Genomic DNA, 15402 nt, shown 5'->3' with positions numbered 1-15402 from the left:
ACTACTGACAGGCTTTTTTGATGGCATCCAAAGCAGGCGCTAAGTCCCCATCTGCTGCAATCTTCCATTCTTGACAAGCTTCTTTCGTTTTTCCCAACCTGTGGAGGGCTATTCCTTTGTGGTAGTGGAGATTTGAGTCCTCAGGGTCTAGGCTGCTCGCAAGTGTAAAGTCTGCCAAGGCTTCCTCGGCCTTTCCGTTTTGGTATCGTGCTTGCCCGCGGGCGAGAAAGTAGCCTGGGTTTTGGGGCTCCAGAGCGATAGCTGCTGAGTAATCTTCTTCGGCTTTATCAAATCGTTTCAGATTTTTGTAGGTCCAAGCCCGATAGAAATAGGATTCCGGGTCTTCAACATTCATTTTTATGGATTCTGAAAAATCCGATAATGCCCCTTCCATATCCTGATGGTTCATCCGGAAAAATCCCCTCTGCTTATAAGTTTGGTAATTCGCTGAGCCCTTGGCAATCAGTTCATTTAACTCCTCGATGAGGATGGCATCTCCTCCGTTTTGTGTGGCAGCGAGGCCTTGTCTGGCGATCTTGTGGTCAGGATCTAAGTCCAATGCCTTCTGATAGGCATCGATGGCGGCCATATTTTCTCCTAATCTCGAAAGCGCTCTTCCCTGCTCTGCAAAGTAATCCGCTTTCCTTGGGTTTTCTTCGATTGCCAAATCGAGGTAGCTCAAGGCCAATTCATAATTTTTCAGCTCTATGGCACAGAGTCCCATATGAAAATAGGCTAAATCTGGGGTAAAAGACTGGGCCGTGGTCACCTCGGAAACCCCTTGATCGCCTGGGGCGATTTTGAACAAAATCCGGTTGGTCTCCCCTGCCGGGTTCAGCAAAAAGTCCTCAAAATCATCAAGGGCCTCGTTGTATTGCTTAAGCTGATATCGTACGCGTCCTCTGGCGAAGTAGGCCTCTGCGTTTTCGGGTTCAAGAGTCAACAAACTGCTGTAGTCTGTCAGGGCTGCTTCCAGATTTCCTCCATATTCCTCGGCCTGAGCTTTGAACCAAAAGGCTTGGGAATCATTGGGGTGAGCTCTTAGCCAATCTGAAAAAGCTTTGGCAGCATTAGTCCATTCCTCGTTTTCGAAAGCATAGAGCCCTAGATCCAGAGAAGAGGGCTGTTGTGCTTTTGCAGAAAATGAAAAGAAGGCAAATACCAAAATCAGAAGAAAGTAGAATGACTTCATGAGAGAAACTTTTCGACTAAACTAATTTCCGGAAGGTCTTTGCCCTAGCAATTCATCAAATAATTCCGTCTATGGTTTGGGTTTTCCTTTCAGAAGCCCCGAAATGCCCTGATTAAACATGGAGTAGAGGGTACCCAAGATTCCCAATCCTCCCGTGAGATAGGCGTAGGCTTCATTGAAAAAGGCCCGGTCAAAAATCCCTACCATCGCGATACAAATCAAAACAAAACTGATGGCTGCAGTACGGACTACCGTTACATTGCCGTTTTTCTTCTCGTAATCCTCAAAAAGCTGAACCTCTTCTTTGCTCGTGTTGGAAAGGATGAATTGCCTGAAAACGCGACTGAATAAACGCCATTCTCTCCATCCCCCTTCCTCCTTGGATTCCGGATTTTCCTTGATGATGCCCTTTTGAGCTAGGTCCATTAGTGTGCTTTCCGCAGCAGGATTAAAGAAGCCTGCCTCTGCATAATAGTAGCACACCAGCTTCTCCTCCAGGCTCAATTCCGACCAAATATTGGCATAGAAGGCTTTTTTCAACTTCACTTGCGTTAGACTGTTCTTCTCTGAGTCAAGGCCTAGGGAATAAGGGTCATGGATTTCCTCGACACTGAAATTGAAATCGGAGAAGGCTTCTGAAAAAACCGTTTTTTCCCGGTCTGACTGCAGAGATGCATAGAGCTGCTTCCACAAGGTACCGGAGTAGATGGTGACAGTACCGCCCATTTTCTTGATTTTCCCCAGGATTTTTGCCAGTCCCATCAGGTCATCCAGGCAGTGGACATGAAGAAAAAGAAAGGATTCACTTTCTCCGATTTCCTCCTCTTTGGGTAAAGGTTCAAACTGGAAGTCCAACTTCCTGGTATGGGCACTGTAGATCTCATCTGATATTTGATCGGTATTGATGCAGCAGATGTAGTTGAAAGGGCCAGTATGGATGGGTTTTTGGGAAAAATGGGGATTGAAATCGAAGAAAATCGAGTCTTGAATCCAGCGAATGATGAAAAAAGTGAGTATCAGAAGTATTCCAAAGAAGAAAAAAGGAATCCAATTGCTGGTAAGACGGAAAGGCTGACCTTCCCAAGCCGCTTTTACCAAGGATTGATCGGGAGCAATGAAGTTCTGGATTTTGGGGTCAAAAGGGTCAGTCAGGGCCACCATCATGCTGCGGCGTGCCTTTTCGTAGATTTCAAAACCGCCACCGTGGATGATGGGATTGGATCGAGATTGACTGTTCCAGATAACCTGCTCAAATTTTTGTGTTTTCGATTGAATGAGATATCCGGGAAAGAACCCAATCATGAAAAACCAGACCAGGAGATATAAAGAGAGTTGATTTTGGGAACCGATTTTTTCGAATTTCAAAAAATCATATTTGATCGTTTTAAATCCAAGGATCGAAAAAATCAAGCCATAGATTGAAAGGATTCCCATGGCTCGGCCGGTTTCGGGATTGATTCCCAAGGAAAACAGCAATAGCGTGATTCCCAGCAGGAAAATGGCAGTCATCTCTCTGGGAATGTCTTTTTTTCGGACATTTTCCAGCTTTGCCATCAGCAAGTTGGCAAAGGATATCTGCAGGGTAGAGAAAATAAGAAGGAAAAGTGTCTGGAGATGATTGAGATCAATAGCTACAAGGATTCCCAGAATGACCAGAAACTGTCCGAAATAAAAAATCATCAGGAAAAACAGTTTTCCCTGCCGGTTTTTGGTGGGGACTAGCCAGTCAAAAAGGAAGGACTTAAACCCTTGTCGATTTTCATTTTTCCGGACGGCCTGCTGAAGTAGCAGTGTACCGAGCAGAAACAGGAAATATCCCAGAATGAAGAGGATGCCTTCCAGTGAGGTAAGTGCGGAGAAGACATGGTAAAGGTTGGTATTGACCATGAAAATACTCCAAAGGGAGTGATCAAAGTTTTCATTTTCCACTCTGCTGAGCAGGGCAGTGTAATGGTGGCCATTGAGGTAGATGGGGCTTTCCAATTGGATAGTTTGGGAGATTTCCCGGTTGTTGAGCATCAGGCTCTGGATTTCCCTCCATTTATCCTGACTGACTGACTCTTCCAAATTGGAAATCGAGGATTCCACCTTTTCGGTTTTGTACAATAGAGAACCGTCATCTTTGACCAGTAAAATCCGAAAATCCTCTCGCAGTACCTCACTAAGCCCGGGGGTATAGGTGATTGCCTTGACCAAGCCATTTTCAATTTGATGCGAGATCACCGACTCCAAGTCACCACTTCCCCGGCTGTAATGAGAGCTGATAAATCGGGAGGAATCTCCCTCAGTATTGAAGTAATTCACATAGGCCCGATCTTTTAGATCGATGAAAGAGATGCCTTCATCAAATTTTACCTGAAGCGCAGGTGTATTGCTATTCCCTACGAAAAGAATATTCCGGACGAAGCCATTTTTAGAATCAATAAGGATGTATTCATTGACCTGATTGGGAGTCAGAGGTTTTTCTCCATCCCATTTTTCCAGAAGGGAATCATAGTGGGAGATTTTGGTGCCAAATTCCCTTACCGCCTGTTGGATTTCCCGATGAAGGGTATCAACCGGGATGATACGGTTTTTGGTAAAAGAAAGAGAAAACCCGATCACCACTGCCAAAGCCATCAGAGAGATACCCACTTGGATAATTCGGGACTGAGAAAGCTTGTCACCTTTGCCCAGATTGACCAGGGTGAGGATGGGCAAAGACGCAATAAGGACCACCAGAGTAAAAAGCAGGATACTGAGTAGGTTGTAATTGATTCTCAGTCCTACCTTTTGAAAATAGGCATCGTCATAGATCCCCACAAAATAAAGCTGGAGAGGGTCGAGATTGATGCTTTGGCTATAGGCCCGATAGACGCTCTGATTGTAATTGATGTTTTGGATGGAAATTCCGGATTTGTAGCTGACCAAGGAGTCAGCCTTTGCCCCGGACTTGGGATCAAAAATCTGAGAGCCTTCTTCCTCTTTAGGATAGAGGATAATTCCTTTGGCATCGGTAAGGAAAAACTGCTGAAAGGTGTAATCATTTTTCTCCAGCTTTCGGAATAGCTCCCGGATAGGTACATCCAAATCGATAAGTAAGATATTCTCTCCACTTTGAGGATTTCCTGAGATAAAGCTTTTGGAGGTGATGGCCTGATTGAATTTGGCTAAAAGCTCTTTCCGGACTTGAATGGGCCGATTCCGTATCCTTACGTTTGTTTTTTGAATTTCAAAAGTTTCTGCTGGCAAATTCGACTTTTCGACAAACCGAAGAGAAAGGATTTCTGGTTCAAAGCCCGACAAATAGGCCTGCACATCTCGGGCATTTTGACCCAAATCTCCTTCAAGCTCACCAAATGCTTTCCTCAGAATGTAGGTGTCCACACGAACCAGATAGTCTGCCAAAGCAGCCGGAATATCCTTGCTCAGGGAGGCAATGCTCCGAATGTGCTGTTGCTCCAGTTCCTCCCGGTTGTTGGTGGATTGGACAAAAAGAAGGACTCCTAAAACTCCCACCAATGGAAGCAAAAAAAGCCAGATTTTAAAAGTTCTCAGTTTCATCTGATGATCGGGTTTTACATTAAATCCAGCTTAGAAAAAGCTTCAATAAGCTGTCCAATCTCCGGCAAACAGTACCTGCCCAAGCCCATCCTAAACTCCTTTTTCTATTCCTTCAATGGGCAATTGCTTGTGGAAAAGTCTAAGAAATTTACTATAAATCATTGGAAATCAATATTATTCTTGAAATGTTGTTTTTGCCATAAGAGAGAAAGCCCAGTTTTTGGGTGATTTTATTTCCCAAATGGCTTAAACTTGAAAAAAAATGCTTTTGGGTTCAAAAAGGCACGTTTATTGAAAACCGAATTGAAAACCACCCGAAATAATATCTGGATGAAAAAAATTTCACTTATTCTACCCCTTCTTTTTGGTGTTTTCTTTTGCACTCTTGCTCAAGAAGAAAGTACCCCCGAAAACTCACTTAACTCCGGTACCATCGAAAGTCAGTTTGAATACATCTATCGGGTTTCCAATAATTTTCAGGAATACGAAGTGGTAAAAAAGGCAAATCTGGAAAAACTCAAATCCAATATTTTGGATTCCCTCAAAACCATGAGAGTGCAAGTTGGGGATTTGAAGAACGCCCAAATCGCCAAAACTGACAGTATCCAGACGATAACCCAATCCCTAAATCAAGCCCTTGAAGAAAAGGAGGCTGCCATTGAAGCCAAAGAGAGCTTTTCCTTTTTGGGAATGAATATTCAAAAGACCGTTTATTCCTCCATGATGTGGACTTTGGTGACGGTTTTGGCTGGCTTTCTTGCCTTTTTCTCTCTGCAGTATTTCCGCAGTTTCAGCAAGATCAAAAAAGCCCAAAAGGATTTGGAAGATGTCCAGGAGGAATTTGATCAGCATCGCAAAAATACCCTAGAGCGCGAACGAAAGCTCAAGAGAGAGCTTATCGATGCCCAGATGGGAAAAAGTTGACATACCGCCGGATTTGATTCCGGCTTTTTTTTGATTGCCCACAGTCCCTACCTTGTGGCAAATTGATTCTCAGGATGGAAAAACAGGAAATCTTTGATGTAGCTGTAATTGGCCTCGGTGCGGTTGGAAGTTCGACTTTGTACCACTTGAGCCAATCCGGTTATAAGATCCTTGGTCTGGATCGATTCCATCCTCCGCATACGATGGGTTCAAGTCATGGAGAGAGCAGAATCACCCGATTGGCTGTGGGAGAAGGGGAGGACTACGTGGCCTTGGCCAAGCGCTCTCATGAGCTTTGGAGGCAACTCGAAGCAAAAAGTGGAGTCCGGATTTTTTCCCAGACAGGAGGGATTCTGATCGATTCAGGAGAAAAGCCCTGGGCCAAGCATGGCTCGGAAGGATTCTGGGACCGAACGGTTCGATTTGCCCAAAACCATCACATCTCCCATTCTTTGCCAACACTTGATGAAGTAAATAGCGTGTTTCCTGCCTTTCAGGTTCCCAACACGGGAAGGGTATATTGGGAAAAAGAAGCCGGCTACCTCCGGCCTGAATTGGCAATTGCTACGCATCTTCGCCTTGCTCAGGAAAACGGGGCAAGAGTAGAGTTTGACTCCCCTGTGCTGGACATTAAAAAGGAAACGGGTCTTTTTTGCCTCCAAACCTCCAAGGCAACCTACAGTGCAAGAAGAATCCTCATTTCGTCAGGAGGGTGGATAAAAGACTTTTTACCAGAAAAGTCAAAAACCCGGTTTAAAATCTGCAGACAGGTTCTTCACTGGATTGAAATCGATTCGGAATTCCCGGGCTGGGAGGATAGTCCCGTTTGGATGTGGGGTTTCGGACCCAAGGCAGAGGATTTTATTTATGGGTTTCCTTCTTTGGATGGACAGTCGGTCAAGATGGCTACCGAGTCTTTTGTGGATATTGATCACCCGGATTTGCTTAGGCGAGAAGTAAGTCGGGAGGAGCAGAAAGAGTTTTGGGATCAAAAAGTAGAAGGAAGAATTTCCGGTTTGAGGCCCCATTTTATCCGGTCTGAAGTTTGTTTTTATACAGTCACGGAAGATGCTCGCTTTGTCATCGAGCCTTTGAATCAGGACCCGGCAGCTCTTTTAGTTTCGGCGTGTTCGGGACACGGATTTAAGCATTCGGCAGCATTGGGGGAGTCATTGGCTCATCGGCTGCTGGGGGATTTGTCCAAAAGGAATGCGTCTGATCTATGATTTTATTGTCATTTCTGTTTGCAAAGCCCTACTTTTGCTCCTTGATCACCAAATAAAAAATGGCAAAACAAAGAGGAACTGCTCTGGAGCCTGAAGAGAAGCGGAAGTTGAACAAGCAGAATCTAAGCAAGCTGGGAGGGATTTTCAGCTTTTTGATGCCTTACAGATGGGCTTTTTTCGGAGGATTGGTTTTTCTCCTATTTTCTTCGCTTACCCTTCTTACTTTTCCTTATGTAGCCGGCAAGCTGATTGATACAGCCCAGGGCAGTGAGTGGATTGTCACCGATGTGAATTCCATTGCCTTGATATTGATAGCCATCTTGGCGGTGCAGAGTATATTCTCCTTTTTCCGGGTTTGGCTTTTTGCCTTGGTATCTGAGCGCTCTATGCGGGATATCCGGCAGGCGCTCTATTCCAGATTGGTGAGGCTTCCGATGACTTTCTTTGATCGTAGAAGGACAGGAGAGCTGATCAGTAGGATTACGGCTGATGTCAGTCAGCTCCAGGATACTTTTTCCACAACTTTGGCAGAGCTGTTTCGTCAGGTCATTACCCTTGTGGCTGGGGTAGGCTTTCTCTTGGTCAATACCCCCAAGCTGACACTCTTTATGCTGGGGACTTTTCCGGTATTGGTAGTGATAGCCATGGTTTTCGGAAGATTTATCCGCAGGCTTTCCAAAAAGACCCAGGATGAGCTGGCCGGCGCCAATGTAATTGTGGAGGAGACCCTTCAGTCGATCAGCACGGTCAAGTCTTTTGTGGGAGAAGCCTACGAGTCTGATCGCTATGGAAAGGGACTCAATCGAGTAGTGAAAGTAGCGTTGACCACTGCCAAGTACCGGGGTGCATTTATTTCCTTCATCATTTTTGCTCTTTTTGGCGGTATAGTGGGAGTGATGTGGTACGGCGCGAGCTTGGTCGCTTCGGGAGAGATGAGTGTGGGAGAGCTGGTTTCCTTTGTGCTTTACACCACCTTTATCGGAGGATCGATAGCGGGCTTGGGGGATATTTATTCCCAATTGCAGAAAGCGATCGGTAGCTCTGAGCGGGTATTGGAGATCTTGGGCGAGGAGACAGAGGCGGAAGGAGGAAGCAAGGCCGTCCGATTTGAAGGTAAAATTGAATTTGATCAGGTGGGATTCCGATACCCAACCCGGCCTGAGATTCAGGTATTGAAATCCATTTCTTTCTTGGTCAATCCGGGTGAAAAAGTCGCTTTGGCCGGACACTCAGGAGCTGGGAAGTCCACCATTATTCAATTACTCCTCCGGTTTTACTCCTGCGAGACAGGCGAGATAAGAGTAGATGACCGAAATGTGGAGGATTGGGATCTGAAAGCCCTGCGAAGCAAGGTCGGTATTGTCCCTCAGGAGGTTTTGCTTTTTGGAGGCTCTATCCGTGAGAATATCGCCTATGCCAAGCCGGAGGCTAAAGAAGAAGAATTAATCGCTGCTGCCAAAAAAGCCAATGCCTGGCAGTTTATTTCTCAGTTTCCGGAAGGTTTGGATACTTTGGTCGGTGAGCGGGGAGTGAAGCTTTCAGGAGGTCAAAGACAGCGAGTGGCCATTGCCCGGGCGATTTTGAAAGACCCGGCTATTTTAATTTTGGATGAAGCTACCTCCTCTTTGGACGCAGAGTCTGAGGCTTTGGTGCAAGAAGCACTGGATGAACTGATGAAAGGGCGAACGACGATTATCATAGCTCACCGTCTGGCTACGATCAGAAAAGTAGATCGAATCTACGTGCTCAGTGAAGGCCGTATCGTGGAGCAAGGAAGCCATCAGGAATTGATTCAGGAAAAGGAGGGCTTTTACGCCAACTTGGTCCGACTGCAGTTTGCTGATTAGCGGAGGTTGTGAGCGGTCAGTGATTTGGTCAATCCGCCTACTTTTTCTTTGAGGATTTTTCCACCCGGGAAAAGTTCTTTCATTTCCTTCTCATTGAGCAGCCTGATTTCTTTGATGTATTGCTCGGCTTGACTTGGTTCCCATCTTTTCATTCTGCTGATGGGTGTCTTGGTAAGCAAAGAAAAAAGCAGTCTGTCGGGTAGATATTGGGCAAAAGGAACGGCGTAGTGAGCCTCAATCGGGAAATATTTATTGGGAGTCTGAATGAAATATTTTTTCCCTACCCGCTGAATTTCCTTTGCCATTTTCTCTTGGTTTTCGTAGGTGTACAAGTGCTCAATGACCGAGTTGGAAAAGACCAAGTCAAAGCTTCCGTCTTCAAATTCCGGCATGTGGGTAGCATCTCCAATGACAGATCCGATGTGAGGATGCTTAGGATTTTCCTTATGAAGGTTCAAAAGGGTGATCGTGAGATTGGGGATTTGGGGAATCTGACTTTGTTTCCAGAAATAGTCCGTTCCTCCTACATCGAGAATGTGGATGGGCTTTTCGAGGCGGAAGTTTCTGAAAAAAAGCTTTTCAAATTTTGCCAGTCTTTGCTTTCTGAATTTGGCACCCAATGAGTGAGGATGGTCTGAGGAGGCAAAAAGATGTCGGATAAATTGCATGGCTGGCCGAAAGGCGTGAAGAATTGACAAATAATCTCAAAAGTAAGCATGCTTGATAATTTCTTTCTTAATTTTAGGTCGCAAAACCAAAAATGGCATAGAATTTTAACGGTTTTGCAAATAAGCCCATTAAGGAATCACCAATTTTTATGAAGAGAAGATTCGATATCTATTTTCCCTGGTTATTTACGCTAGCCGATTTTTTCGTAGTTCTTTTCACCCTATGGATTGCAGATTTTCTTCTGGAGAAGCTTGGTCTTTTGAATCAAATTGACTTTTTGGCGTATCTGCCTTTGGCGGGTGCATGGATGTTGATTTCGGTTTTGAGAAAAGATTATAAAATCGGCAGAACTGAAGAGTATGACCACACGCTGAGAAATTTGGGCATTACTCTTTTCTGGTTTTTGGCAGTCATGGCTATTCTTTGGACTCCGATTGAATCAGAAGACAACAGATGGCTTCAGATGCTTGGATTCGGGGGCTTGCTGCTGCTGTTTATGGGCTCATTCCGAGTAGGTACCCATATGGCTCTGAGAGTTTATCGGATTCAGGGCAAAAACTATCGAAATGCTGTCATTGTGGGCAAAGGAGGCACTAGTCCAAGACTCGCCGATGTGTTCAAAATCAGAAAGGATTTTGGAATCAACTTCCTGGGATATTTTGATGATTTGGCAGACTGCAACCAAACCCGCGGAGGAATTTCGACCTTTTTCGAGCAGGCACCAAGGCTGGATTTGGATTTGATTTATATTCATGAGCATTTGGAACCAAGCTTGGTGAAGAAGGTGATTGACTTTGCGGATGAGAATTACATCAAGGTGAAGATGATACCGGGTGGAAGCTTGCAGTTGGAGAAAAACCTCTCTTTCTCCCGATATGGAGACTTTTTTGTCATCAATGTCAATGATATCCCGCTAGATCATCCGATCAACAGCTTGGCCAAGCGGGCATTCGACCTGATGTTTGCCAGTCTGGTGACCCTCTTTATTCTTTCTTGGCTGATTCCACTTGTCGGAATTTTAATCAAACTCGAGTCCAAAGGTCCGATCTTTTTCATTCAGAAAAGAAATGGCGTAAACAACCGGGTATTCAACTGTCTGAAGTTTAGATCGATGACTCCCAATGATTACGCAGATACTAAGCAGGCTACTAAAAATGATCCAAGAGTCACCCGAATAGGAGCTTTTCTCCGGAATACTTCATTGGACGAAATGCCGCAGTTTCTCAATGTATTGAGCGGGGATATGTCCATCGTGGGTCCACGGCCTCATACGATTCCGATGAATGAGACCTTCAAAACTCAAATTGAGCGATACAACTCCCGTCATAAAATCCGCCCGGGAATCACAGGCCTAGCCCAAGTAAGAGGGTATCGTGGAGAGATCGAAAATCCCCATCAAATCCGCTCCAGAGTGCGCCTGGATTATTTTTACATCAACAACTGGTCTTTCCTTTTGGACATGGAGATCATGGTGAAGACTGTCTATGAATTGATTTTCAACCGTGAAAACGCCTATTGATCAGACAGGAGCGGGTTGTAAATTTTGCGGTAGCCAGCATCAAAAAGAATTCATCGCCCAGGAGCGAATGTTTCGACTTCCTGGGTCTTTTGTTTATCAGGAATGCCTTTCCTGTGGCTCTCTGCAGATAAAAGAGCCACCGGCAGATTTGGATCAATTTTATCCGGACCAATACTATTCTTTTTCGAGTCTTCAAAGATCTCCTAGTTGGAAAAATATCCTCAAAAAGATCCGGATGAAACTCTTCTTGAATGCTGGAATTTTTGCCCCTTCCTATGGCTATTGGTTAGGTAAAGTCCATCGGCACTTTGACCAAAAAATTGCAGATGTCGGTTGTGGAAATGGGCAATTACTCTACGAGCTCCATGCTTCCGGCTATGGGAGTTTGGCTGGTTTTGATCCGTTTATAGATGAGGACCTGAGTTTGGGAAGTGGGATTCGTCTATTTAAAAGAAGTTTTGACCAAGCTGAGGGGACTTTTGACTTGATCATGATGCATCATTCCTTTGAGCATATGGAGTATCCCGATCAGATTTTGAAGGCCTGTTATGAGAAATTGAACCCCGGAGGTACTCTGTTGATTCGCTGTCCGGTGACTGATGCGCAAGTCTGGAAAGACAAACGGGAATATTGGGTTCAACTGGATGCGCCAAGGCACCTTATCATTCCTTCGGTGTCAGGTCTTGGCATTCTCGGCCAAAAGGTGGGATTTTCTTTGGAAGAAGTGGAGTTTGATTCGAGTGACTTTCAGTTTTGGGGAACGGAGGCATACGAGAAAGAACTTCCCCTCAATCCTGAACAAATCCTTCCCGATTATTCAAAAGCTGAATTGAATCAATTCAAACAAAAAGCCCTCCGATACAATCAGGAGGGCAAAGGGGATCAAGCATGTTTCTACTTCACGAAGCCTTTTAGATCTTAAATAGGGCATCAAAAAAGCCCATCGTTTCTCCCTTTTTCTTGAAGATCAGCATAGGGAGATATTTGTTGTTATGAATGACTTTTTCAGCTGTGCTACCCAGCAAAATTGCCGCAGAGGAAGTACGTCCCCTTGAACCCAAAAGAATCAAGTCCGCGTCTATTGACTTGGCAAATTCGGAGATCTGTGCCCCGATGTTTTTTCCATCATTCAAAATGATCTGGCATTCAGAATTCGGGTTCTGGTGTTTGGAAATGAATTTTCGGTAGTCATTTTTGGCATTCTCTTTCATGATTTCCGCAAATTCTTCAAAGGTTTTCCCGGTTTTGGAATAGCCCACCGGCACATCAAATATGTGAAGAGGGATCAGTTCTGCATCCAGGTCTTTGGCTATTCTTTCCCCAAACTCATAAATCATGTGATTGTGCGAAGAAAAGTCCGTCAAAATGATGATTCGTTTTGGGAACTTTACCGGGCGTTTTTCCTGAAGGAGCAAAATGGAACAAGGAGCCTTTTTGGCGACCCCATCTGCCAGTACGCCGTTTCCTGCCAAGTCCTCTTTGCGACCCATGATGATCAGATCCACGTCCTTGAGTTTTGCCCAGCGAAGAAAGGTATCCAATGGGTGGCTTCCTTCTTCAACAAAAATTTCCGTTTCGACAGAAGTCGGGAAATTTAGCTCTTTTAGCTTCAGCGCGATCATGGCTTCTATCGACTCATCGGTAGGAGCAACCAGATCGGGATATTGATTGAGGATTTCCTGGGGGATTTCCAGATTTTTTGAGACGTGGATAAAGTAGCATTTTTCAATACCCAAGAATTCTACCAGGGCTCCAATTTTCTTAATCAGGATATCATCCATTTCGGAAAGGTCGAGTCCGACCATGACCTTAGAAAAGTACTTCATAGTAATTTGGGTTAATTGCCTTAAGTTAAAAGATTGATTGGGGAAATTGAACAGTTTTTTTGAATTAGGCTTGTTTCTGGTATTTCAGGTAACTTAGCAGGGATGAAAATCATGCAAAAGTATTTTCTTGCCCTTGTGCCTCCCGCTGAAATCCTGGAAAAAGCTGAATCCATCAAGCAGGAGATCAGGGGGAAGTTCAATGTAAAATATGCGCTAAAGTCCCCTGCTCACATCACGCTAAAGATGCCTTTCTCTTACAATGAAGCCAAGGAAGCAGTCCTTTGTGAACAGCTTAGCGTGTTTGCTTCAAGATTTAAGCCTTTCAAAGTAGAACTGGGGAAGATAAATACTTTTGGAAAAAGAGTGATTTTTTTGGGAGTGGAGCCTTCAGCCCCGCTACTTCTGCTTCAGTCAGCTTTGAAGACATTTTGCAAAAAGGAACTCAATCTGATCGATGAACTCAGTGACCGGAATTACCATCCTCATATGACCTTGGCATTCAAAGATCTCAAAACGACAAAATTTGACGGAGTCCTGGAATTGGCCAAATCCAGAGAATTTGAAGCGGATTTTCTTGCTCAGGGTTTTTATTTGCTCAAGCGGGAGGAAGGAAATTGGAGGGTAAAAGAGCAAATCTTCTTTTCCTCGGCAAAGTCAATTGAATCCCCCCAAATAAATGACCTACTTTAATGTAAATGCATAATAAACCCTACCTACATTGAATAAGGATCTGATTTTGCGAGAAAATCTCGCCATTCAAAGGACAGTTTTGGCAAATCAAACCACTTTTTTGTCCTTTTTGAGAACGTCCATGTATTTTTTGGTGGCGGGATTAAGTATCCGCAATCTTTTGGAGATGGAAAATGGGCTTGCTTATCAAGTTCTCTTTTACAGCATTTCCGTTCTTATTTTTGTTTATGGGTTGATAAATTATATCAGGCAAAGGAAGAAAATTCAGGAAAGCAAAAAGCATATTGGAGATTACAAGCTGGAATACCTAAGTGAGGAATGATTCTCTTGTAGAATTGGACTCATGATTTTAGACAAAAATTCTCCGATTGAAAGAAAATTACCAAACAATCCTCCAAAATTGTGACTTTGGATAGAGGGACAAGTTTTCTTCACCAATTAAATTCAAGAATCACCTAATCCCTGCTCATATTCATGCCTACAAAAGCTGTCATTGTCGGCTCAGGAATAGCCGGAATAGCCTCATCTATTCGATTAGCCTTTAAAGGGTATCAGGTAGAAGTCTTTGAGGCCAACTCCTACCCGGGAGGAAAACTTTCGGAAATAGAAGTTAAAGGCTATCGTTTTGACGCCGGTCCCTCCCTTTTTACCCTGCCCGAGCAAGTCGAGGAGCTGTTTCATTTAGCTGGAAAAGATCCCAAAGCCCACTTTGAATACCTCAAGCTGGATGTAGCCTGTCATTATTTCTGGGAAGATGGAAAGCAAATCAAAGCTTGGTCTGACCTGAACCGATTTGCTGAGGAGGTAGAGACCCGATTGGGCGAGCCGGGCGCCCATGTCCGGCAGGCCCTACAGCGTTCGGCTTATATCTATGATCATTTGGCTCCGTTGTTTATGCATCGTTCCTTGCACAAACTCGGAACCTGGACGGGACCTCAGGCGCTCAAATCTTACCTGAGAATGGGAAAGTTGGGGATATTCTCGACGATGAATAGGGCCAACGAGGAGCTTTTCTCTAGTCCCAAAATGGTGCAGCTCTTCAATCGCTATGCTACCTACAACGGTTCGGACCCCTATCAGACCCCGGCCACGCTGAATATTATTCCTCATTTGGAGTTCAACATCGGAGCATTCTTTCCGAAAAAAGGAATGCATGATATTACAATGAGTTTGTTTAAGCTCGCGCAAAGCATGGGAGTTCAATTCCACTTCAATGCTCCTGTGCAAGAAATCTTGGTGGAAAAGGGAAGAGCTACCGGAATCCAAGTGAATCAGAAAAAAATCACGGCGGATCTTGTCGTCAACAACATGGATATGGTCAATGCCTACAAGACCATTCTGAAAAGACAAAAGCAACCCAAAAAACTGCTGGACCAACCCAAATCCAGTTCCGCACTGATTTTCTACTGGGGGATCAAAAAAGTCTTCCCACAGCTTGACCTGCATAACATCCTCTTTTCAGAAGATTACAAGCGGGAGTTTGAGCATATTTTCAAATTGGGAAGTATTTACGAAGATCCTACGGTCTATATCAATATCACCTCAGTCTATAAACCGGACGATGCACCTCCGGGATGCATGAACTGGTTTATCATGATCAATGTACCCAATAATCAAGGTCAGGATTGGAATCAACTAATTGCTGAAGCCCGAAAGTCCATCATTCAAAAAATCAATCGAATCCTGAAAACGGACTTGGAGTCCCTGATCGAAGTAGAGGAAATCCTTGAGCCCCGTACCATCGAGCTCAAAACTTCCTCTGCCAACGGGGCCTTGTATGGAAACAGCTCCAATAATCGCTTTGCAGCTTTTCTCCGCCACGCGAATTATTCATCGGATATTAAGAATCTGTATTTCTGCGGAGGGAGTGTGCACCCCGGAGGAGGGATTCCCCTTTCGCTTCTCTCGGCGAAGATTATGACAGAGATGATTGATCCAGTAGGCGGTGGGCAGTAGGCAGTGGGCA

At 44.6% G+C, this 15402-nt stretch carries 12 protein-coding genes; 8 read left to right on the top strand and 4 right to left on the bottom strand.

What is annotated here, in order from left to right:
* Position 1: 1 nt before the first annotated feature.
* Both AAA938_RS09990 and AAA938_RS09985 read right to left on the bottom strand, forming a co-directional pair.
* Positions 2–1192, bottom strand: coding sequence for a tetratricopeptide repeat protein (locus tag AAA938_RS09990; RefSeq protein WP_338228581.1), 1191 nt, complete (start codon positions 1190–1192; stop codon positions 2–4).
* A gap of 69 nt (positions 1193–1261) precedes the next feature.
* The gene (locus AAA938_RS09985; protein WP_338228580.1) at positions 1262–4735 is read right to left on the bottom strand and encodes a hypothetical protein; all 3474 of its coding nucleotides are present in this window, start codon (positions 4733–4735) and stop codon (positions 1262–1264) included.
* A gap of 330 nt (positions 4736–5065) precedes the next feature.
* On the opposite strand from AAA938_RS09985, the gene AAA938_RS09980 reads away from it, so the two are divergent.
* The 3 genes from AAA938_RS09980 (at position 5066) to AAA938_RS09970 (ending at position 8732) form a co-directional block, all read left to right on the top strand.
* Positions 5066–5659, top strand: a complete 594-nt coding sequence (locus AAA938_RS09980) for a hypothetical protein (protein WP_338228579.1) — start codon at positions 5066–5068, stop codon at positions 5657–5659.
* Between the two features lie 74 nt (positions 5660–5733).
* Positions 5734–6885 (top strand): N-methyl-L-tryptophan oxidase, encoded by a 1152-nt coding sequence (gene solA, locus AAA938_RS09975; RefSeq protein WP_338228578.1) that lies wholly within the window; start codon positions 5734–5736, stop codon positions 6883–6885.
* A gap of 59 nt (positions 6886–6944) precedes the next feature.
* Positions 6945–8732, top strand: a complete 1788-nt coding sequence (locus AAA938_RS09970) for an ABC transporter ATP-binding protein (RefSeq protein ID WP_338228576.1) — start codon at positions 6945–6947, stop codon at positions 8730–8732.
* On the opposite strand, the gene AAA938_RS09965 is transcribed toward AAA938_RS09970, so the two are convergent.
* Positions 8729–9400, bottom strand: a complete 672-nt coding sequence (locus AAA938_RS09965) for a methyltransferase domain-containing protein (protein ID WP_338228575.1) — start codon at positions 9398–9400, stop codon at positions 8729–8731. The two genes, AAA938_RS09970 and AAA938_RS09965, sit on opposite strands and share 4 nt — an antisense overlap.
* Positions 9401–9549: 149 nt before the next feature.
* Here AAA938_RS09965 and AAA938_RS09960 point away from each other — a divergent pair, with 149 nt between their 5' ends.
* Together AAA938_RS09960 and AAA938_RS09955 are read left to right on the top strand one after the other, a co-directional pair.
* A complete protein-coding gene (locus AAA938_RS09960; RefSeq protein WP_338228574.1) occupies positions 9550–10920 on the top strand; it encodes an exopolysaccharide biosynthesis polyprenyl glycosylphosphotransferase in 1371 nt (456 codons plus the stop codon).
* Positions 10904–11842 (top strand): methyltransferase domain-containing protein, encoded by a 939-nt coding sequence (locus AAA938_RS09955; protein ID WP_338228573.1) that lies wholly within the window; start codon positions 10904–10906, stop codon positions 11840–11842. Before AAA938_RS09960 ends, AAA938_RS09955 begins: the two co-directional genes overlap by 17 nt.
* Here the strand turns inward: AAA938_RS09955 and AAA938_RS09950 are convergent.
* Positions 11832–12746 (bottom strand): universal stress protein, encoded by a 915-nt coding sequence (locus tag AAA938_RS09950; RefSeq protein ID WP_338228572.1) that lies wholly within the window; start codon positions 12744–12746, stop codon positions 11832–11834. The genes AAA938_RS09955 and AAA938_RS09950 overlap by 11 nt on opposite strands.
* A 111-nt stretch (positions 12747–12857) precedes the next feature.
* On the opposite strand from AAA938_RS09950, the gene thpR reads away from it, so the two are divergent.
* The 3 genes from thpR (at position 12858) to crtD (ending at position 15392) form a co-directional block, all read left to right on the top strand.
* A complete protein-coding gene (thpR, locus tag AAA938_RS09945) occupies positions 12858–13436 on the top strand; it encodes an RNA 2',3'-cyclic phosphodiesterase (protein WP_338228571.1) in 579 nt (192 codons plus the stop codon).
* A gap of 28 nt (positions 13437–13464) precedes the next feature.
* Entirely contained in the window at positions 13465–13758 is a 294-nt protein-coding gene (locus tag AAA938_RS09940) for a DUF202 domain-containing protein (protein WP_338228570.1), read from the top strand.
* A 152-nt stretch (positions 13759–13910) separates the two neighbouring features.
* On the top strand, positions 13911–15392 hold the full coding sequence (gene crtD, locus AAA938_RS09935; RefSeq protein WP_338228569.1) for a 1-hydroxycarotenoid 3,4-desaturase CrtD: 1482 nt from the start codon (positions 13911–13913) through the stop codon (positions 15390–15392).
* The last annotated feature ends 10 nt before the right edge of the window (positions 15393–15402 follow it).

It is taken from the genome of Algoriphagus taiwanensis, assembly GCF_036245645.1.
GTDB lineage: Bacteria > Bacteroidota > Bacteroidia > Cytophagales > Cyclobacteriaceae > Algoriphagus > Algoriphagus taiwanensis.
Note: the sequence above shows the minus strand (reverse complement) of the source record. Positions and strands in the feature narration are given on the sequence as shown.